This window comes from Pseudomonas sp. DW-iso17, assembly GCF_058725345.1.
The window spans coordinates 70,609-89,931 of the sequence record NZ_JBZXEA010000044.1 but is presented as its reverse complement, the minus strand read 5'-3'; the positions used below and the strand labels follow the sequence as shown (position 1 = coordinate 89,931).

Sequence of the window (19,323 nt, the reverse complement as noted above, 5' to 3'; positions counted from 1 at the left end):
CCAACATGAGCAAGCGCAAGCTGATTCCACTACTCGTTTACATCCTGTTCCTGCTGGTGCCGATCTACTGGCTGCTGAACATGTCCTTCAAGAGCAACACCGAAATCCTCGGCGGCCTGACCCTGTTTCCGCAGGATTTCACCCTGGCCAACTACAAGGTGATCTTCACCGACCCGAGCTGGTACACCGGCTACCTCAACTCGCTGTACTACGTGAGCCTGAACACCGTGATCTCCCTGAGCGTGGCGTTACCAGCGGCGTATGCGTTCTCGCGCTATCGCTTCCTGGGTGACAAGCACCTGTTCTTCTGGCTGCTGACCAACCGCATGGCGCCGCCGGCAGTGTTCCTGCTGCCGTTCTTCCAGCTGTATTCATCCATTGGCCTGTTCGACACGCACATCGCCGTGGCCCTGGCCCATTGCCTGTTCAACGTGCCGTTGGCGGTATGGATCCTGGAAGGCTTCATGTCCGGTGTACCCAAGGAAATTGACGAAACCGCCTACATCGATGGCTATAGTTTTCCCAAGTTCTTCGTGAAGATTTTTATCCCGCTGATTGGCTCCGGTATCGGCGTCACGGCGTTTTTCTGTTTCATGTTTTCCTGGGTCGAACTGCTGCTGGCGCGCACGCTCACCTCGGTCAACGCCAAGCCCATCGCAGCGGTGATGACCCGCACGGTGTCGGCGTCCGGCATTGATTGGGGCGTGCTGGCAGCGGCGGGGGTGTTGACCATCCTGCCGGGCATGCTGGTGATCTGGTTTGTACGCAACCACGTGGCCAAGGGCTTTGCCCTGGGCCGGGTCTAGAGGAGTCGATGATGGAATGGATGGCCTGGACCACCCCCACAGCGCTGTTCTTTGGCGGTATTGCCCTGATTCTGGCGGGCATGACCACCTGGGAATTGCGTTCGCCGAGCATCCCACGGCGCGGGTTGCTGCCGATCAGCACCACCCGTGGCGATCGCCTGTTTATCGGTCTGCTCGGCAGCGCCTACCTGCATTTGCTGGTCATTGGCGTTACCGACTGGAGTATCTGGGTGGCGTCCGCGCTCTCCCTTGTTTGGCTGTTGAGTGTGATGCGTTGGGGCTAGCAAGCTCGCTCCTGCAAGCCCCGTTTGAAACTAACCTGGAGGTCTCTATGTTGAATAAAAACAATAAGCTGCGACATAGCATTTCATTGGCCGCCGTACTGGCCCTCAGTGGTTTGAGCGCTTCGGCCTGGGCCGATGCGTATGAAGATGCCGCTAAAAAATGGATCGGCAGCGAGTTCAAACCCTCGACCCTTACCGAAGCCCAACAGTTGGAGGAGTTGAAGTGGTTTATCAAGGCGTCGGAGCCGTTCCGTGGGATGAAGATCAACGTGGTGTCGGAAACCCTCACCACCCACGAGTACGAATCCAAGGTGCTGGCCAAGGCCTTCAGTGAAATCACCGGCATCAAGCTGACCCACGACCTGCTGCAGGAAGGCGACGTGGTGGAGAAGCTGCAAACTCAGATGCAATCCGACAAGAACATCTATGACGGCTGGGTCAACGATTCCGACTTGATCGGTACGCACTTTCGCTATGGCAAGACCGAATCCATCACCGACCTGATGGCCAACGAAGGCAAGGACTTCACCTCGCCCACTCTGGACCTCAAGGACTTTATCGGCCTGTCGTTCACCACCGCGCCGGACGGCAAGATCTACCAGTTGCCCGACCAGCAGTTCGCCAACCTCTACTGGTTCCGCGCCGACTGGTTCGAGCGGCCGGAGCTGAAGGCCAAGTTCAAGGAGAAATACGGCTACGACCTGGGCGTGCCGGTGAACTGGTCGGCGTATGAAGACATCGCCAAGTTCTTCAGCGAAGACGTCAAGGAAATCGACGGCAAGCGCATTTATGGGCACATGGACTACGGCAAGAAAGACCCGTCCCTGGGATGGCGTTTCACCGATGCCTGGTTCTCCATGGCCGGCGGCGGCGACAAAGGCTTGCCCAACGGCTTGCCGGTGGACGAGTGGGGCATCCGTGTAGAGGATTGCCACCCGGTGGGCTCCAGCGTCACCCGCGGCGGCGACACCAACGGCCCGGCGGCGGTATTCGCCACGCAGAAATACGTGGACTGGATGAAAGCCTACGCGCCACCGGAAGCGGCGGGCATGACCTTCTCCGAATCCGGCCCGGTGCCGTCCCAGGGCAACATCGCCCAGCAGATCTTCTGGTACACCGCGTTTACCGCCGACATGGTCAAGCCGGGCCTGCCGGTGGTGAATGCCGATGGTACGCCGAAATGGCGCATGGCACCGTCCCCAGTCGGGCCGTATTGGGAAAAGGGCATGAAGAAGGGCTATCAGGACGTAGGTTCCTGGACCTTCCTCAAGTCCACGCCCGAAAAGCAGAAACTCGCGGCCTGGCTCTACGCGCAATTCGTGACCTCAAAAACCGTGTCGCTGAAGAAAACCATCGTTGGCCTGACGCCGATTCGTGAGTCCGATATCAACTCCCAGGCCATGACCGACATGGCGCCCAAACTCGGTGGCCTGGTGGAGTTCTACCGCAGCCCGGCCCGCACCGAGTGGTCCCCGACGGGCACCAACGTGCCGGACTACCCGCGCCTGGCGCAACTGTGGTGGAGCAACATCGCCGCAGCGGCCAGCGGCGAGAAAACCCCGCAACAGGCGCTGGACAACCTGGCCAAGGAGCAGGATGCGATCATGACGCGCCTGGAACGCTCCAAGGTGCAACCGGTGTGCGGCCCGAAAATGAACCCCGAGCGTGACGCGCAATACTGGTTTGACCAGCCGGGCGCGCCGAAGCCGAAACTGGCCAACGAGAAGCCCAAGGGCGAAACCGTGAACTACAACGACCTGCTCAAGCAGTGGGAGGCGGCACGTAAGTAATTTCGCTGAATGAGCTGAACACAACGGCACGCTTGCGTGCCGTTGTTTTTTTTGTGGGTGAGCCACCTGCATTTCATCTGGTGCTCCGAGACAGCTTGCTAGCTTGGGACTAAACTGCTGAGCATTCATACAGGAGGTCATCTTATGGGTGTTCCACTTTCCCCAATTGTTTCCGAATTTGAAACCGAGGAGCAGGCGAATAGTCATGATCTTTGGTTTCGCGCCAAAGTCGAAAAAAGCTTGGCCAACCCCGGACCTGGTGTACCCCATGACGAAGTCATGGCGAGGGTTGAGGCGATTATCCTTGAAGCAGAACGCAAGCAGAGGGTCAAAGCCTGATGTTAAGTGTTGTTTGGCTTGATGAGGCTATCAGCGACCGCGACCGCTTGTCCCCACGTTAACAATCCAATCTGAATTTTCCGCACATCTCAAGGTTCTGCATCTTAGAAGCGCATGTTTTCAAGCGCTATTGCAGGGCCACCTTGTGGGAGGCCCGTTGTAACGGACTTTGCGGAAACTGCCATCATGACACTCCTCACAGCGCTGTCAGGCCAGCCGGCCTCTCTCACCGACTCGGCCCAGGGCCGCCATCAACGGGTCTACCAACAGCTGCATGGCGAAACCCAAGACGCCACCGAACTGGCGCGTGAATACCTGCACGATCAATTGGCCCTGGTAGAGGCCACCGACTGCGACTTGCCAGAGGCGCCCGAACAGCTGATGGCCTGGGTCGAGCAACGCTGCGCCGAGGTGGCCCAGGCCTATGCCGACTATCTGGAACAGCGTCGAAACGGTGGGCCACGGCGGTATTTCCAAAACAAGGCCCATGCTTTGTACTTTCTTCAGTGCGTGGCGCCGACCAAACAGGTCGACGGCGCCTGGCTCTATGGCTTGCTGCGCTATTGGCAAGACCAGCGCTTCGACGGCCTGCTCACCACTTACCTGGAAGAATTGGGCGACGGTGAAGGTGCGCAGAACCATGTGGTGATCTACCGCAAGTTGCTCAGCGAGCACGATGCCGACAGCGACGCCGGCCTTGAGGATGACCATTACCTGCAAGGCGCGCTGCAACTGGCGCTTGGCGTGTGCGCCGACGAGTTCCTGCCGGAGGTCATTGGCTTCAACCTGGGTTACGAGCAACTGCCGCTGCACCTGTTGATCACCGCCTATGAACTCAGTGAGCTGGGCATCGACCCTTATTACTTCACGCTGCATGTCACCATCGACAACGCCAGCAGTGGCCACGCGTGCAAAGCTGCACAATCGGTGCTGAACCTGTTGCCGCTGGGCGAGGGCAGGGCAGACTTCTATCGCCGTGTGGCGGCAGGCTACCGTCTGAATGATTTGGGCCTGGGAACCACGTCTATCATCAAACACTTCAACTTGCAGGACGAGGTGGTGGCGATGCTTGAGCGCAAGCGCGCCTTCGGCCAGCACATGCATTCGGACTATTGCCGCTTTGAAGGGCAGACCGTCAACCAATGGCTGGCCCGGCCTGGGCAGATCGGCGCTTTCCTCAAGGCCCTCGAAGACAAAGGCTGGATCAAGCACAACCAGGACCCCACCAACAGTCGCTTCTGGCAATTGATCGAGGGCGCTGGCGCCGCGATGTTCGGAGTGTTCAGCGGTTTTGAAAAACAACTGATCCATGACTGGATTGCGGGTGAATGGGTTGCCAGCGAACGCGTGCCGCCCGTGCGGCCGGGACGCGGCAGCCGGTTTTCCCGCGAGCAGCATCGTCCAGCGGACCCGGATACCCAGGCTTTGGCGGAGTCATTGTGCAACTTGCCCGATGAGCAACAGCTCAATGCACTGATCCCGTGGCTGTCGGCACGCCGTCATTGCACGCCTGCCGGGCTGTATGCCACTCGCCGCTTTATCCAACTGCGTGCGCGCCTGCGCTAAGGAATGTGCCTATGTCTGCGCAACAGCTGGCTGATCGTGCCTTGTTGAATTTGGGCCGCGGGTTGAAGGAGGGTGGTTATCGCTTTATCACGCCAACGCCCTTGACCCATGAGCGTGTCTATCGGCGGCTGGCGACGCCCCTGGCAATGACGCTGCGCGATGTGTTCGGTTGGTCGATGCCGTTCGATCAAGGCCTGCTGCCCGAGGCCCTGCGTGGAGAATTGCAGCAAGCGGATGTGATCCAAAAGCACGGCGCGCTATGGCGCAGCGCAGTGCGATGGTCGAGCCTCGACGAGCTGCTGTTCGCCCATTCGCCTTATCCCACCGACCAGGCGGACGCGGTGTTTTTCGGCCCCGATAGCTATCGCTTTGCCCAGGTAATCGAAGCTTACCTGCAACAACGTTTCGAGCCGCTCAAGCGCGCCGTGGACATCGGCTGTGGCGCCGGTGTCGGCGCGCTGGTGATTGCCCAAGCCCGGCATGACGCCCAGGTGCTGGCGGTGGATATCAACCCCCGTGCCCTGCGCATGACCGCGGTGAATGCCGAGCTGGCCGCGCTGAATAACGTCAGCGTGTACCACAGTGATGTGCTGGCCAGTGTGGAAGGCGAATTCGACCTGATCGTCGCCAACCCGCCGTACATGAAAGATGACCGCCAGCGCGCCTATCGCCATGGCGGCGGCGCCTTGGGGGAGCAGTTGTCGCTGCGCATCGTCAGTGAGTCCATCGGGCGCCTGGCCCTGGGCGGTAGCCTGCTGCTGTATACTGGGGTGGCGATGGTGGCCGGCAGCGACCCTTTCCTGGAGGCGGTCAAGCCACTGCTAGGCAGCGACGCCTACGGCTGGACCTACCGCGAACTGGACCCGGACGTTTTCGGTGAAGAACTGGAAAAGCCCGGCTATGAGCAGGTGGAGCGCATCGCCGTGGTCGCACTGACTGTCACCCGATTGCGCTGAATACCCGATGCTCACCTTTGGCATTGAAGAGGAATACTTCATCACCGACCTGCACAGCCGCCAGATGGTCGGCGAGCCCTCGGCGGCGGTGCTGGCAGCCTGCCGCGAAGCGATTGGCGCAGGCTTCTCGTTTGAGATGTTCCAGGGCCAGATCGAGGCGGCCTCTCCGGTGTTCACCTCCAGCGCCGAAGCGGCGGACTACTTCCGAGCAGTACGCCGCAACCTGGCGCAATCCCTGGCTGAGTTCGGCCTCGGTGTGGTGTGCGCCGGCAGCCACCCCCTGGCCGATTGGCGTGGGCAACAGCCGACCGATCAGGCGCATTTCCGGCAACTGTTCGACGATATTCAATATGTAGCGCGGCGCAGTGTGTTGTGCGGGCTGCATGTGCATGTGCAGGTGCCTCAAACGCTGGACCGTATCGCGGTGATGAACCAGGTGTCGCCGTGGCTGCCGTTGTTGTTGCTGCTCAGTTGCTCATCGCCTTTCTGGGACGGCGCGCCCAGCGGCTTTATGAGCTACCGCCAGGCCGCGTGCGACGAGTGGCCCCGCATGGGCGTGCCGGAGCACTTTAGCGACTGGGCCGAGTACCTGCGCTACCTGGCCCTTTTGCAGCGCCTCGGCGCGATCAAGGCCGATGGCAATGGCTGGTGGGGCATTCGCCCGGCGGCGCGTTACCCCACCCTGGAACTGCGCATGACCGACGCGTGCCCACGGCTGGCGGACGCCTTGGCCCTCGCCACGCTGTTTCGGGTGATGGTCACCCACGCCTGCGCGATGCAGCATCCTGGCGCTGGTTTCAGTGCCGAGGCGCGCTGGCTGCTCAAGGAGAATCGCTGGCAGGCCAAGCGTTATGGGGCCGCTGGTACCTTTGCGTTGGACGACACCGGCACCCTGGGCAGCGCTGAGCAATGGCTGCAATACGCCCGACAGACCTTTGCCGCCACCGCAGAGGCCATGGGCGAGCCGCTGTTGTTCAATACCTTGGATGCCTTGCTGCAACGCGGCAACAGCGCGACTGAGCAGTTGCGCTGGCACGCCCAGGCCCAGGCCAGCGGCGCCGATGCAATTGCCAGCGTGCGCCAGGTAGTCGACCTGCTGTTGGCCCAGACGCGCGGCGACCATTGATCGGGTGTCGCTCTACGTCGAAGGAACACTGAGGGGCTGCTCTGTCCTTAATTAGTAACCCCTCAACGGCAGGAGCGCAGAGCATGCGAGCGATGACTTACCAGGGCGCACACAAGGTGCAGGTGGATACCGTGCCCGATCCGATCATTGAACAACCCGACGACATTATTTTGCGGGTCACCGCCACCGCGATCTGTGGCTCGGACCTGCACCTGTACCGGGGCAAGATCCCGACCGTGGAGCACGGCGATATCTTCGGCCATGAGTTCATGGGCATCGTCGAAGAAACCGGCCCGGCCGTTACTGCCGTGCAACCCGGCGACCGTGTGGTGATTCCGTTTGTGATTGCCTGTGGCGATTGTTTCTTCTGCCAGCTCCAGCAATTCGCCGCTTGCGAAACCACCAACGATGGGCGCGGTGCGATCCTGAATAAAAAAGCCATCCCGCCGGGTGCCGCGCTGTTCGGCTACAGCCGTTTGTATGGCGGCATTCCCGGCGGCCAGGCGGAGTGGGTGCGGGTGCCCAAGGCCAACACCGGGCCGTTCAAGGTGCCCGGCACCCTGGCGGATGAGAAGGTGCTGTTCCTCTCCGATATCCTGCCCACCGCCTGGCAGGCAGTGACCAATGCCGGCATTGGCAAAGGCTCTAGTGTGGCGATTTATGGCGCCGGGCCGGTGGGCCTGCTCAGTGCGGCTTGCGCACAAATGTTGGGCGCCGAGCAGATCTTCATGGTCGACGACCATCCGTATCGTTTGGCCTATGCGCAGAAAATGTACGGTGTGATCCCGATCAACTTCGAAGAAGACGATGACCCGGCTGACACCATCATCCGCCAGACCGCCGGCATGCGCGGCGTCGATGGCGTGGTGGACGCGGTGGGGTTCGAGGCCAAGGGCAGCACCACGGAAACCCTGCTCACTGCCCTCAAGGTCGAAGGCAGCAGCGGCAAGGCTCTGCGCCAGTGCATCGCCGCCGTACGCCGTGGCGGCGTGGTCAGTGTCGCCGGGGTGTATGCCGGGTTTATCCATGGCTTCATGTTCGGCGATGCCTTCGACAAGGGGCTGACCTTCAAGATGGGCCAGACCCATGTGCAGCGGTTCTTACCGGAGTTGTTGGAGCACATCGAGCTGGGGCATCTGCACCCGGAGGCGATCATCACTCACCGGCTGCCCCTGGAGCAGGCGGCGCGGGGGTATGAGCTGTTTGATAAAGCCGAAGAGGAATGCCGCAAGGTGATCCTGCTGCCGGGAGGGAGCGACCGGCCGCTGACCGAGCCGGTGGACGAACTGACCCCTGAGTTGCGCGTACAAAGCGTTCCCGGTTTCTAGGCCAATAACCGGAAAAATGTGGGAGCTGGTTTGCCTGCTATAGCGGTGGTTCAGTTGAATATTCAGTGACTGACGCGCCGCCTTCGCGGGCAAGCCCGCTCCCACAGGGGATCTGTGCCGGACGCTGATTTTGTGGGCGATGCATGACCAATGTGGGAGCTGGCTTGCCTGCGAAGGCGGTGTGACAGTCACTGCATCTGTGACTGCACTACCGCTTTCGCAGGCAAGCCAGCTCTCACATGGATTTTCTTTGCTTTGACAGTGGTGTTTCCCACATTAACCGGTGTCAGGCTGCGGCTTGCGGCTGGATGCGCAATTGGCCTTCGACATCCTTGACCAACCCACTGGCGACAAACAGCGGCGCCAGGCGTTTGTGCAACTGTGGCTCGACAAACTCCTTGACCGTATCCAGCGCCAACGTACCACTGAGCGGCAGCTCGGCCTTGGTGTACGACAACCATGCCTTCTTCAACGCCATCAACACATCACTGCCCGCCGTCGAAGCGAAGCGACGGTGCAGGGGCTTGGTGTCGAAGGTGAAGGTGTGTTGGAACTCATAACCGCTTTCATCGCCGCCGTTGGCCGTGCAGCGCACGCAGGTGCAAGGGCCGTCGCCGAAGGCGCTGCGCAGGTAGGCGTTGAAGTCCACCACGGGCTTGAGTGACAGGCGCTTATCAACCTCGAACAGGTCCCCGGTCATTTTTTCGTCAGTGTTCAACGTCCATTTCCTCGCAGTCGGTTGCTGTGTTTCAAAGCGCGGCACAATACCAGCCGAGCGTCGGTTTGGGGATTATTTGCGTCGTGAGGGAGGGTCAGCGGAAGAATTCACCGGGGGTGGAATCGAACTGCTGACGAAATGCATTGATAAAGGCTGAGGTCGATTCATAGCCACACCCCAATGCCACATCCGTCACCCGCTCGCCTTGTTCCAGGGCGGGCAGAGCGCTCAACAGGCGCAGGCGCTGGCGCCATGCGCGAAACGTCAGCCCGGTGTCACTCAGGAACACCCGACTCAGGGTCTTTTCACTCACCTCCAGCTTTCGGCTCCACTCGCCCAACGTCGTCTGCTGCTCGGGATGCAGGTTGAGGCTGCGGTAGATCTGTCGCAGCCGTGGGTCGTGAGGCAGTGGCAACATCAAATCCACCTGGGGTGCGGCGGCGAGTTGATCGAGCAGTACCTGAGCCAGGCGCCCGTCCGGCCCGTCCTCGGTATATTCCACCGGCAATTGGCTGAAGTTGCGGATCAGCTCGCGTAGCAAACTGCTCACCTCCAGCACCTGGCAACGCTCGGCGGCCCAGGCGGTGACGCTGCAATCGAGGTATAAGCTGCGCATTTCCGTATGGGGTGAACTGAACACCCGATGGGGCATGCCGGCCGGAATCCACACCGCGCGCTGCGGTGGTGCGACGAAACGGCCAACGCTGGTCTGGATCTCCAGCACTCCGGAAATCGCGTAGGACAGCTGCACCCACGGGTGGCTGTGGCGTCGCGTCAGCGCACGGTTGGGCAAGGATTCAGTACGCCCGTACACCGGCCTCGGCAGGCTGGAAAGCCCTGGGACACTGCGGCGAACGGCTTTTTCATGTCCTTTAGGCGGCATTTACTGGCTCATTGGCGTTAGTCGGTAACAGGTGGTTACGTTAGAGTCGTCGCGACGCTCTTGGCAACCCCTGGAAGAATTGCTTATGACCCGGCCCCGGTTTCTCCCCGACAACTTCACCCTCACTCTGATCGCCACCGTGATCCTCGCCTCACTGCTGCCCGCCAGCGGCCAGACCGCCGTGGCGTTCGGCTGGGTCACCAACCTGGCCATCGCGCTGCTGTTTTTCCTGCACGGCGCCAAGCTGTCGCGCAAGGCTATCGTCGCCGGTGCCGGCCACTGGCGTTTGCATTTGCTGGTGTTCAGCCTGACCTTCGTACTATTTCCTTTGTTGGGCCTGGCGCTCAAGCCAGTGCTGTCGCCGTTGATCGGCAACGAGCTGTACATGGGCATGCTCTACCTCTGCGCCTTGCCGGCCACTGTGCAATCGGCGATTGCCTTTACCTCCCTGGCCCGCGGCAACATCCCGGCGGCCATCTGCAGCGCGGCGGCGTCCAGCCTGTTCGGCATCTTCCTGACGCCGCTGCTGGTAGCGCTGCTGCTCAACGTGCATGGGGATGGCGGCTCCACAGTCGATGCGATTGTCAAAATCAGCGTGCAGTTGTTGCTGCCGTTCATTGCCGGGCAAGTCGCCAGCCGCTGGATTGGGGGCTGGGTCGGGCGTAACAAAGCCTGGCTGAAATTCGTCGACCAGGGCTCGATTCTGTTGGTGGTCTACGGGGCTTTCAGCGAGGCGGTCAACGAAGGCATCTGGCACCAGATCCCGCTGTGGGAATTGGGCGGGTTAGTGGTGGCCTGCTGCGTGTTGCTGGCCCTGGTGTTGGCGGCGTCTACGCTGCTGGGCAAGGCGTTTGGTTTTAACCAGGAAGACCGCATCACCATCCTGTTCTGCGGCTCGAAGAAAAGCCTGGCGACCGGCGTGCCGATGGCGCAGGTGCTGTTTGCCGGGGCGAGCATGGGCGTGTTGATTTTGCCGTTGATGCTGTTTCACCAGATCCAGTTGATGGTCTGCGCGGCGTTGGCCCAACGCTATGCCCAGCGGCCGGAGAGCATCCCCGAGTTAATGGGGCAGGTGGATCCGTGATGCACCTCTCATTCGCGGGTAAATAAGCTCAAGTTAACCGGCGTGACGACGACTTACTTCTTAACTAACCCAAGAAGGAGTGTCGGTATGAACGTTCGTCGTGTAGCGGTAATGACTGGCCTTCTGGGGCTGTGGGCAAGTACCTGCGGCGCCGCACAAACCGTGGGGCAGGGCACCATCAGGTTCAGCGGCGCCATTGTCGAGTCAGGGTGTGCGACAAATGCGCGCAGCGGTTCGGTGATGGAACTGCGCGGCTGTGCCCAATCCAGTCGTGGCAGCCGAATCGAGGTGCGCAGTGTGGCGCCGGTTGTCAGTGTCGATGCACCCCATGTGCGGCTGGTGGCGGACAGCGGCAAGGGGCGCTATTACGATCAGCGTTATGTGTTGGTAGACAGCGCCGGCAAGCTCATCCAGTCAGGCAACTACATCATTACCATGACTTCGCCGTAGGCCGCCGGGCGACGATCCGCAGCAACAGCGGTGCGAGAAACCTATAGAATGCTCGGCGGCGGCGCTTGTCCTGGGTGGCCGCTTGATCACCGTCAGAGTACCGCGCCCGTCAATGAGCCTTTCAGCCGCAACCCCACAAGCCAATTGGCAACCGGTCATCGCCCTTGCGCTGGCCGCGTTTGTGTTCAATACCACCGAATTCGTCCCCGTCGGGCTGCTCAGCGCCATCGGCGCCAGCTTTGACATGCCCGTGGCCAGCGTCGGCCTGATGCTCACCATTTATGCGTGGATCGTGTCGCTGACCTCGCTGCCGGTGATGCTGCTGACCCGCAACGTCGAACGGCGCAAATTGTTGATTGTGCTGTTCGGTCTGTTTATCGCCAGCCATATCCTCTCCAGCGTCGCCACCAGCTTCGGCTTGCTGATGGTCAGTCGGGTCGGCATCGCCCTGGCCCATGCGTTGTTCTGGTCGATCACGGCTTCGCTGGCTGTACGCCTGGCGCCAGAGGGCAAGCAGGTGCAGGCCCTTGGCTTGCTGGCCACCGGCACATCCCTGGCGATGGTGTTGGGCATTCCCTTGGGCCGCCTGTTGGGCGAGGCCATGGGCTGGCGCACTACCTTCCTGGTGATCGCCGCGTTCGCCGCCGCCCTGGTGTTCTGGCTGGGGCGCACCTTGCCGCTGCTGCCCAGCCAGAACTCCGGCTCCCTGCGCAGTCTGCCGCTGCTGTTCAAGCGTCCTGCGCTGGTGGCGCTCTATGTGCTGACCGCAATGACCGTTACCGCGCAATTCACCGCCTACAGCTACATCGAACCCTTCGTCGAAGGCGTCGCCGGCCTGGGCGGCAGTGCCGTGACCCTGATCCTGCTGGTGTTCGGTGGTGCTGGCATCATCGGCTCGTTGTTGTTCAGCCTGGTGCATCGCTTCAACCCCCACCTGTTCGTGATCGGCGCAGTGTCTATCCTCGCCGCGTGCCTGGCGCTGATGCTGCCGTTGAGCGGCGCCGAGTCTTACCTGGTGGGGCTGAGCATTTTCTGGGGCATGGCGATCATGGGGTTTGGCCTGGCCATGCAGTCCAAGGTGCTGGTGCTGGCACCGGACGCCACCGATGTGGCCATGGCGATGTTTTCCGGGATCTACAACATCGGCATCGGCGGTGGTGCGTTGATGGGCAGCTGGGTAGGCAGCCACTTCGGCTTCGCCTGGATCGGCGCGGCGGGCGGTTTGCTGGCGGGGTTGGCGTTGGTGGGGTATTGCCTGGCGATTCGGCGGTTTGGGCAGGGTGGTGCCCCGATGCCAAGCTGATCGCCCCGTATCCACCGGATAACTGCAGACTTAATGTGGGAGCTGGCTTGCCTGCGATGGCGGTGTGTCAGCCACTGCATCTGTTGCTGCGCGACCGCTTTCGCAGGCAAGCCAGCTCCCACATTTGATCTTCACTGCCTTGAGCAATGCGTTCGCTGACTTTCCTACGCCACCGGAATCAACGGATCCGCCGCCGCCAGTGCCACTGCTCTATCCGCCGCCGGTGGGTAGATCCACACGCTATTGATCTGCTGTTTGAGTTCCTTGGCTTCCTGGCCCACCAGCTTGAGCTGACGGTCCCAGCCTTCGGTGTACACCGCGCCCCAAGCGCCGAGGTCGAGGCAGGTCACGTATTTGGGTTGGCTGTAGGCCATGGGCGCCACGCCGATCAGATCGGCGGCGACGTTGTTGCCGGCGTAGCGGCCCAGGGCGATGGCGTGCTGGCAGGACATGGCAGCGAAGTTGCCCAGCGCGTCTGTGGCGGCGTAGGCCACGTCGCCAGCGGCGAAGATGGCAGCCTGGCCCTTGACCTTGAGGTGGGCGTCCACGTGCAGGCGGCCCTGTGGATCGCGGGTGCCCTCAACCTGTTCGGTCAGCGGGTTGGCGCGAAAGCCGATGGTCCAGATCACGGTGCTTGATTCAATCCGCTGCCCATCCGCCAGGGTCACGCCACCGGCATCCACCAAGGCGACCGAGGTGTTCAGTACCCATTCAATCCCCAGCTCGCGGCTGGCTTCGATGATAGAGGGGCGTATGCCGTCGCCCATCGACGCGGCAATCTGCGGCCCGCGGTCGACCACGATCACACGGATGTTGGCCGTCTCACCCAGTGCCGCACGCAGGCGCGCCGGCATTTCGGTGGCGGTCTCGATACCGGTAAAGCCGCCGCCGGCCACCACCACGGTATTGCGGGCCGGGCTGTCGGGCAGGTTTTTCAGGGCGTTGATATGGGCTTCAAGGTGCGCGGCGTCTTCGATCTGATCCACATCGAACACTTGCTCGATGCCGTCCATGCCGGGGCGGTTCAAGCGGCTGCCGGCGGCCACTACCAGGCGATCGTAGGCGAGGGTGGACGGGATGCCGGCCGCGTTGCGGTAGGTCACTTGCTTATTAGTGGCGTCGATGCTGTCGGCAGCGCCTTGCACAAAGGTCACGCCCACAGCGTCGAACAGCGCATCAAGCGGGGCCAGCATGGTATGTACATCGGGCTCGTAGAACCGCGGGCGGATACGCAGCTCCGCTTGGGGGGCGAGCAGGCTGATGCGCACATCGTTGCGGTCGTGTTTATCCAGTAGCCGAGCCGCGCTCAAGGCGCTCCACACGCCACCGAACCCGGCGCCAATGATCAGAATGTGTTGTTTCATGGGGTTGCTCCAGAGACCAGATAAGCCGCAAGGCATTGCCGGATCACTGTAAAAGCAGCAGGGTCTGTCCGAAAGGACAGATAACCCTGGATGACTGCCAGGTCAGTCGGCCTAGCGGGAAAAACGCTCGCGGTAGTCGCGCGGTGAGATGGCCAGGTGGCGGTGGAAGGTGCAGCGCATGCGTTCTTCGTCGCCAAACCCGCACAGCCCGGCGATCTGCTCGATGCTGCGCTGGGAGTCTTCAAGCATGCGGCGCGCCGCTTCCATGCGAAACAGCTCAATGGCCTTGGCCGGGGTGCGACCGGTTTTTTGCTTATACACCCGGGCAAAATTGCGTGGGCTCATATGGCTCTGCGCGGCCAAGCGTTCGACGCTGAGGTCACTGTCGCGCAGGTTGTCGCTGATCCAGGCATGCAGCGCATCAAAGCCGGCGCTGTCGGCGGTTTGCGCTTGCAGCACCTGGCTGAACTGCGCCTGGCCACCGGGGCGCTTGAGGAACACCACCAGTTCGCGTGCCACTTGCAGCGCCACTTCGCGCCCGCAGTCGGCCTCCACCAACGCGAGCGCCAGGTCGATCCCGGCACTGACGCCCGCCGAGGTCCACACCTGGCCCTGCTGCACGAAGATCGCGTCCACGTCCACCTCGATGCTCGGGAAGCGTTGCTTGAGCAGCTCGCACATGGCCCAATGCGTCGCCGCGCGGCGACCCTCCAGCAAGCCCGCCAACGCCAGCAAAAACGTGCCGCTGCACACCGACGCGGTACGTCGCGCCTGACCGGAGGCGTTGCGCAGCCAGTCCACCAGCGCAGTATTGTCCAGCATGGCTTGCTCAATGGCGGGCGCGCCGGGTACCACAAGAGTGTCGATGGCGGCTGGGTCCAACTGCGCCAAAGCCACAGTGTCGACGCTCAAGCCTTCGGCGGTTGACATCAGCCCGCCCGCCAGGCTGGCATTGTGCAGCACATAACCTTGCAAACCGCGTTCGGCCATGGCCTTGGTGGCGGCCCAGAACACCGTTTGCGCGCCGGTCAGGTCGAGCAAACCCATCTGCGGATACGTCAGGAACACCAAGGTGCGCGGTTGGGCCAATGGGGAGAGTAGGGTCATACGCTGGCCAGTTGCTCGATCTGGCTCAAGGTGCGCAAGTGTGCACCCATGCCCCTGGTAAATGGCTTGAGTTGTTCAACTTTGGACGTCATGACAGTGGTCTCCGGTAAAGGGGCAGGGCGCTGTTTTACCATGCCCCCCAGACAGTTTAAGCAGTCGCGCAGCGTTTGGTCTTGGTTGAATACTGTTTTGGCCAGGCCCTTCTGCAAACGTCGGTCAGGATTCACCGTTCTGATCGCCTCTGTTTGTTACTATCGCCATCCCGTCAACCGGAGTCGCCGCCCTATGCAACACCAGTGGGATGAAATGCACCGCACCCGCAAGCCCACGTTCGTCCTGTGTGGCGAGCCCCAGGGGGATGTGCTCAATCTCTATGTTCACGGTTACTCGGCGTTCTTCAACCGCCAGCAACTGGGCAACTTCAAGCAGCAGTTGGCGGGTATCGAAGGTTCGACCAACTTGATGCTGTTCTGGCCGGCGGGGCATTTTCTGGAAAACCTGTTTGCACCGTTCAAGGACGTGCTCGCCTCGCTGCTCGGCGGTGGCGGCCTGGGCGCGGCGACGGTGGGCGTGGGCAAGGCTATTGCCTATTTTCTCGACCATTACAAAAGTGTCGAGGCACGGGTGGATGAAGTGGCCAAGACCTTGTTGCCCGAACTGGCCGGCTACCTGCACAACCAGGCGCTGCCGGTGCGGCGCATCAACCTGATCGGCCATTCCCTGGGCGCACGCATTCTGGTCAAGAGCCTGCTGGCCAGCCCCGGGATCGCTCGCGAATTGCCGTTGAATAACCTGTTGTTGATGGGCGGCGCGATCTGTACTTCGAGCCCGTGGGACGAAGTGTCGGCGCCGCTCAAGGGGCGGCTCATCAACTGCCATTCTAGCAAGGACTGGGCGCTGGCCATGAAGCCCGATACCGAGCGTTGCATCGGTCGCTATGCGATTGACGTGACGCCCGCGCTCAAGGCCAAGGTCACCAATGTGCACCTGGCCAGCTTCGATCATGCCGCCTATTGGCCGCAGTTGAAGACGGTGGTGCAGTACACCGATTTGCTGCAGGAGCGACGCGGCATGATCCGTGTGGACTCGCGCAGCAGTGAAGTGCGTTTTGCCGAAGCGGACGTGGACCTGTACCCGGCGTTGGTGCAAGCGCGGCCGGAGGAGCTGAAGTTTCTTGCCGAACTGATGGCGCAAAAGCGCAGTGCCGCGATTGATGCCAGTGTGCGTGAGCCGTTGAAACTGGCCATTGAATTGCAGCGCATGGGCGGTGATAGCTTTATGAACCTGGCCCGTGGCCATGGCGTGGGCTATCGCCAGATTGCCGAAGATGTGGCGCAACGCCTGGGCATCAAGTTCGACCAACCACTTGAGCATGTGGCGCTTGCCGAGATCGAAGGGCAGGTCGCAGAAACACTGATCGAGCAGTACAAGGACAAACTCAGCCGCGCTGATCGTCAGGCGTTCGAGGCCGAGCTCAAGGCGGCGGCACAAAAAGAGCAGGGGTTGTTCAACCGCTTGGATGTGGGCCGTTCGGCTACCGCAGCCTTGAGCGGCACGGCGTTGGCCGGGCTGACCGGGTTTATCCTGCGGCGCGGTGCGGCGACGGCGATTCCGGTAGTGGGCCAGGCGCTGGCTGCGGCGATGTTGCTGGTCAGCGGGGTGCGGGCGTTTTCCGGCCCGGCGTATTCGATCACCACCTTGGCGGTACTGGTGGTCGGCGTGATCCGCCAACGCATGGAGCGCGAGGCGCTCAACCAGGAACTGGAGCTGGTGGTGCAAGTGGTGGAAGCGTTTGACCTGCCACGGGATACGGTGATGCGCACGGTCGCCACCGACTGATAAGCTGCTGCCCAAGTCTTGTGTATTTGCCTGGAATACCGCGTGAAATTCAGCCTGCCAAAAATCGCTACCGCCCCGTTCTGCCCGCCGGAAGTGGCCGGTTCTGTCGCTGTTGATCCCAAGGCCTCGTTTTTTAAACGGGTGTTGATGTTCGCTGGCCCAGGCCTGTTGATCTCCATCGGCTACATGGACCCCGGCAACTGGGCAACGGCCATTGAAGCCGGTTCACGCTACGGCTACAGCCTGTTGTTTGTGGTGCTGCTGGCCAGCCTGGCGGGGATGGCGGTGCAATGCCTGTGTTCGCGGCTGGGCATCGCCACTGGCAAGGACCTGGCGCAACTGTGCCGTGAGCGCTACAGCAAGCGCTCTGCTCGTACCCAGTGGGTGTTGGCGGAAATCTCCATCATCGCCACAGACCTTGCCGAAGTGCTCGGCTGCGCCCTGGCGTTTCACCTGTTGCTGGGGGTGTCGCTGACCACCGGCATTGTCATCACTGCATTCGACACGCTGTTGATCCTGGCCCTGCAAAATCGCGGTTTTCGGCGCCTGGAAGCGATCATGCTAGCGCTGGTCGCCACCATCGGCGTGTGCTTTTTCATCGAACTGGTGCTGATCAAACCCTACTGGCCCGACGTGCTCAGCGGGTTCACTCCGTCACTGTCGGCCATCAGCGATGCGGCGCCGTTGTACCTGGCCATCGGCATCCTCGGTGCCACGGTCATGCCCCATAACCTCTACCTGCACACCTCTATCGTGCAGACCCGCCTGATCGGCAAGGACCTGGCGAGCAAGCAGGATGCAGTCAAGCTGGCGCGTATCGATACCATCGGCTCCCTGGCCTTGGCGCTGTTGGTCAACGCCGCGATCCTGGTGCTAGCCGCAGCGGCCTTCTACAAGACCGGCCATACCGATGTGGTGGAAATCCAGGACGCCTATCACCTGCTCGACCCTTTGGTCGGCGGTGCTTTCGCCAGCATCCTGTTCGGTATCGCCTTGCTGGCTTCGGGCCAGAGTTCGACCTTTACCGGCACCATCGCCGGGCAAGTGATTATGGAGGGTTACCTCAACCTGCGCATACCCTGCTGGCAGCGCCGCCTGATTACCCGTGGGCTGGCGCTGATCCCGGCGTTTCTCGGGGTATGGCTGATGGGTGACGATGCTATCGGCAAGCTGTTGATTCTCAGCCAGGTGGTACTGAGCCTGCAATTGCCCTTTGCGTTGTACCCGTTGATCCGCATGACCGGCGACAAGCAATTGATGGGGCCGTTCGTCAACCGGTTGCCCACGCGGCTGCTGGCGTGGTTTCTGTTCGCGGTGATCAGTGGGGCGAATGCGTGGTTGATCGGGCAGTGGTTGTTCTGAGCCAGGGTTGAGTCATGTGCTCTTTTTCTCAACCCGGCCTTCGAACAGTTTGCGCTCCGTCAGGGGGCGGTCACACTCACCGATCCCAATACGGCACCGTCCCAAAACACTCCACGAAATAGTCGATCACCGTGCGCACCTTCAGCGACAGCCTGCGGCTGCCCGGCCACAACGCAGCGATCTGTTGGGGCTCCAGGGTTGTCGCGACCTCGTACTCACTCAGCACCGCCTGCAAGGTACCGGCGCGCAGGCTTTCGCCAATCAGCCAGGACGGAAACACCACCAGGCCCAGGCCTTGTTCGGCGGCGTGGGTGAGGGTGTCGGCGTGGTTGCCGGTGATGGGGCCGCTGACGCTGTAGGCAGTCCAGTCGCCTTGGCCGCGGCGGAAGAACCAGCGCTGCTGACCGGTGATGCCTTTGTAGGCCAGGCAATGGTGGTGGGCCAGTTCGTCAGGGTGGCGCGGCGTGCCATGTTGGGCCAGGTAAGCAGGGCTGGCCGCGATGCGAAAGCGTTGCGGCGCGAAGATGCGCGCCTGCATGCCCGAGTCATTGAGCACGCCGATACGAAACAGCAGGTCGGTGCCATCTTGCAGCGGGTCGACGAAGGTGTCGGTTTGCTGGATATCCAGCTGCAACTTCGGGTAGCGCCGGCACAGCGCTCCCAGCCAGGGTGAAAGGTGGCGCTGGCCGAACACCATGGGCGCGTTGATGCGCACCAGGCCGCTGGGCTCGCTGTCTTGCTCCTGCAGGGCCTGGTTCGCCGTCTCCAACTGCTCCAGTAGCAAGCGTGCGTGGCGGCCCAGCAGGCGGCCGGCTTCGGTGGGGCTGACGGCACGCGTATGGCGGTAGAGCAATTGCTGGCCGACGGCCTGTTCCATCAGTTGAATCTGCCGCGAAATGGAGGAGGGCGCCAGGCTTTCGCGGCGCGCCACTTCGGAAAAGCTGCCCTGGTCCAGCACGGCCACAAACAGGCGTAGCGCCTTGAAACTCAGTTCATTCAAGCCCTGCATCATCTCTCC

General features: G+C 61.7%; 18 protein-coding genes. 13 read left to right on the top strand and 5 right to left on the bottom strand.

Annotated elements, in window-relative coordinates:
- Positions 1-5 precede the first annotated feature (5 nt).
- The 8 genes from AC4PS6_RS22725 (at position 6) to AC4PS6_RS22690 (ending at position 8,195) form a co-directional block, all read left to right on the top strand.
- Positions 6-806 (top strand): carbohydrate ABC transporter permease, encoded by an 801-nt coding sequence (locus tag AC4PS6_RS22725; protein ID WP_003192012.1) that lies wholly within the window; start codon positions 6-8, stop codon positions 804-806.
- Positions 807-817: 11 nt separating this feature from the next.
- On the top strand, positions 818-1,090 hold the full coding sequence (locus AC4PS6_RS22720; RefSeq protein WP_014718862.1) for a DUF2160 domain-containing protein: 273 nt from the start codon (positions 818-820) through the stop codon (positions 1,088-1,090).
- Positions 1,091-1,137: 47 nt separating this feature from the next.
- Complete coding sequence (locus AC4PS6_RS22715) at positions 1,138-2,880, top strand: ABC transporter substrate-binding protein (RefSeq protein WP_003192009.1); 1,743 nt, start codon at positions 1,138-1,140, stop codon at positions 2,878-2,880.
- Between the two features lie 144 nt (positions 2,881-3,024).
- Entirely contained in the window at positions 3,025-3,219 is a 195-nt protein-coding gene (gene relB / locus AC4PS6_RS22710; RefSeq protein WP_020303079.1) for a type II toxin-antitoxin system RelB family antitoxin, read from the top strand.
- 186 nt (positions 3,220-3,405) lie between these two features.
- Entirely contained in the window at positions 3,406-4,785 is a 1,380-nt protein-coding gene (locus tag AC4PS6_RS22705; protein WP_020303078.1) for an iron-containing redox enzyme family protein, read from the top strand.
- An 11-nt stretch (positions 4,786-4,796) separates the two neighbouring features.
- Positions 4,797-5,741, top strand: a complete 945-nt coding sequence (locus AC4PS6_RS22700; protein ID WP_020303077.1) for a methyltransferase — start codon at positions 4,797-4,799, stop codon at positions 5,739-5,741.
- 7 nt (positions 5,742-5,748) lie between these two features.
- Positions 5,749-6,867: a carboxylate-amine ligase gene (locus AC4PS6_RS22695; protein WP_020303076.1), complete on the top strand. Its 1,119-nt coding sequence runs from the start codon at positions 5,749-5,751 to the stop codon at positions 6,865-6,867.
- A gap of 83 nt (positions 6,868-6,950) precedes the next feature.
- Positions 6,951-8,195, top strand: coding sequence for a zinc-dependent alcohol dehydrogenase (locus AC4PS6_RS22690; protein ID WP_020303075.1), 1,245 nt, complete (start codon positions 6,951-6,953; stop codon positions 8,193-8,195).
- Positions 8,196-8,481: 286 nt separating this feature from the next.
- On the opposite strand, the gene AC4PS6_RS22685 is transcribed toward AC4PS6_RS22690, so the two are convergent.
- Together AC4PS6_RS22685 and AC4PS6_RS22680 are read right to left on the bottom strand one after the other, a co-directional pair.
- Positions 8,482-8,913 (bottom strand): hypothetical protein, encoded by a 432-nt coding sequence (locus AC4PS6_RS22685; RefSeq protein ID WP_020303074.1) that lies wholly within the window; start codon positions 8,911-8,913, stop codon positions 8,482-8,484.
- Between the two features lie 94 nt (positions 8,914-9,007).
- Entirely contained in the window at positions 9,008-9,796 is a 789-nt protein-coding gene (locus AC4PS6_RS22680) for an AraC family transcriptional regulator (RefSeq protein WP_014718855.1), read from the bottom strand.
- 85 nt (positions 9,797-9,881) lie between these two features.
- On the opposite strand from AC4PS6_RS22680, the gene AC4PS6_RS22675 reads away from it, so the two are divergent.
- From AC4PS6_RS22675 to AC4PS6_RS22665, 3 genes are all read left to right on the top strand, one after another.
- A complete protein-coding gene (locus AC4PS6_RS22675) occupies positions 9,882-10,880 on the top strand; it encodes a bile acid:sodium symporter family protein (RefSeq protein WP_020303073.1) in 999 nt (332 codons plus the stop codon).
- Positions 10,881-10,967: 87 nt separating this feature from the next.
- The gene (locus AC4PS6_RS22670; RefSeq protein ID WP_014718853.1) at positions 10,968-11,330 is read left to right on the top strand and encodes a type 1 fimbrial protein; all 363 of its coding nucleotides are present in this window, start codon (positions 10,968-10,970) and stop codon (positions 11,328-11,330) included.
- 112 nt (positions 11,331-11,442) lie between these two features.
- Entirely contained in the window at positions 11,443-12,633 is a 1,191-nt protein-coding gene (locus AC4PS6_RS22665) for a sugar transporter (RefSeq protein WP_020303072.1), read from the top strand.
- 164 nt (positions 12,634-12,797) lie between these two features.
- Here the strand turns inward: AC4PS6_RS22665 and AC4PS6_RS22660 are convergent, their stop codons facing one another.
- Entirely contained in the window at positions 12,798-13,997 is a 1,200-nt protein-coding gene (locus tag AC4PS6_RS22660) for an NAD(P)/FAD-dependent oxidoreductase (RefSeq protein ID WP_020303071.1), read from the bottom strand.
- Between the two features lie 111 nt (positions 13,998-14,108).
- Positions 14,109-15,104 (bottom strand): GlxA family transcriptional regulator, encoded by a 996-nt coding sequence (locus AC4PS6_RS22655; RefSeq protein ID WP_020303070.1) that lies wholly within the window; start codon positions 15,102-15,104, stop codon positions 14,109-14,111.
- 285 nt (positions 15,105-15,389) lie between these two features.
- Here AC4PS6_RS22655 and AC4PS6_RS22650 point away from each other — a divergent pair, with 285 nt between their 5' ends.
- Both AC4PS6_RS22650 and AC4PS6_RS22645 read left to right on the top strand, forming a co-directional pair.
- Positions 15,390-16,943, top strand: a complete 1,554-nt coding sequence (locus tag AC4PS6_RS22650; protein WP_020303069.1) for a DUF726 domain-containing protein — start codon at positions 15,390-15,392, stop codon at positions 16,941-16,943.
- 42 nt (positions 16,944-16,985) lie between these two features.
- On the top strand, positions 16,986-18,305 hold the full coding sequence (locus AC4PS6_RS22645) for an Nramp family divalent metal transporter (protein ID WP_020303068.1): 1,320 nt from the start codon (positions 16,986-16,988) through the stop codon (positions 18,303-18,305).
- A gap of 76 nt (positions 18,306-18,381) precedes the next feature.
- Here the strand turns inward: AC4PS6_RS22645 and AC4PS6_RS22640 are convergent, their stop codons facing one another.
- Complete coding sequence (locus AC4PS6_RS22640; protein ID WP_020303067.1) at positions 18,382-19,314, bottom strand: LysR family transcriptional regulator; 933 nt, start codon at positions 19,312-19,314, stop codon at positions 18,382-18,384.
- Positions 19,315-19,323: the final 9 nt, after the last annotated feature.

Excerpts from the sequence above, each read along its gene's own strand:
- AC4PS6_RS22725 (WP_003192012.1), top strand. The coding sequence starts at position 6 with ATGAGCAAGCGCAAGCTGATTCCACTACTCGTTTACATCCTGTTCCTG.
- AC4PS6_RS22720 (WP_014718862.1), top strand. The coding sequence starts at position 818 with ATGGAATGGATGGCCTGGACCACCCCCACAGCGCTGTTCTTTGGCGGT.
- AC4PS6_RS22715 (WP_003192009.1), top strand. The coding sequence starts at position 1,138 with ATGTTGAATAAAAACAATAAGCTGCGACATAGCATTTCATTGGCCGCC.
- relB (WP_020303079.1), top strand. The coding sequence starts at position 3,025 with ATGGGTGTTCCACTTTCCCCAATTGTTTCCGAATTTGAAACCGAGGAG.
- AC4PS6_RS22705 (WP_020303078.1), top strand. The coding sequence starts at position 3,406 with ATGACACTCCTCACAGCGCTGTCAGGCCAGCCGGCCTCTCTCACCGAC.
- AC4PS6_RS22700 (WP_020303077.1), top strand. The coding sequence starts at position 4,797 with ATGTCTGCGCAACAGCTGGCTGATCGTGCCTTGTTGAATTTGGGCCGC.
- AC4PS6_RS22695 (WP_020303076.1), top strand. The coding sequence starts at position 5,749 with ATGCTCACCTTTGGCATTGAAGAGGAATACTTCATCACCGACCTGCAC.
- AC4PS6_RS22690 (WP_020303075.1), top strand. The coding sequence starts at position 6,951 with ATGCGAGCGATGACTTACCAGGGCGCACACAAGGTGCAGGTGGATACC.
- AC4PS6_RS22680 (WP_014718855.1), bottom strand. The coding sequence starts at position 9,796 with ATGCCGCCTAAAGGACATGAAAAAGCCGTTCGCCGCAGTGTCCCAGGG.
- AC4PS6_RS22675 (WP_020303073.1), top strand. The coding sequence starts at position 9,882 with ATGACCCGGCCCCGGTTTCTCCCCGACAACTTCACCCTCACTCTGATC.
- AC4PS6_RS22670 (WP_014718853.1), top strand. The coding sequence starts at position 10,968 with ATGAACGTTCGTCGTGTAGCGGTAATGACTGGCCTTCTGGGGCTGTGG.
- AC4PS6_RS22665 (WP_020303072.1), top strand. The coding sequence starts at position 11,443 with ATGAGCCTTTCAGCCGCAACCCCACAAGCCAATTGGCAACCGGTCATC.
- AC4PS6_RS22660 (WP_020303071.1), bottom strand. The coding sequence starts at position 13,997 with ATGAAACAACACATTCTGATCATTGGCGCCGGGTTCGGTGGCGTGTGG.
- AC4PS6_RS22655 (WP_020303070.1), bottom strand. The coding sequence starts at position 15,104 with ATGACCCTACTCTCCCCATTGGCCCAACCGCGCACCTTGGTGTTCCTG.
- AC4PS6_RS22650 (WP_020303069.1), top strand. The coding sequence starts at position 15,390 with ATGCAACACCAGTGGGATGAAATGCACCGCACCCGCAAGCCCACGTTC.
- AC4PS6_RS22640 (WP_020303067.1), bottom strand. The coding sequence starts at position 19,314 with ATGCAGGGCTTGAATGAACTGAGTTTCAAGGCGCTACGCCTGTTTGTG.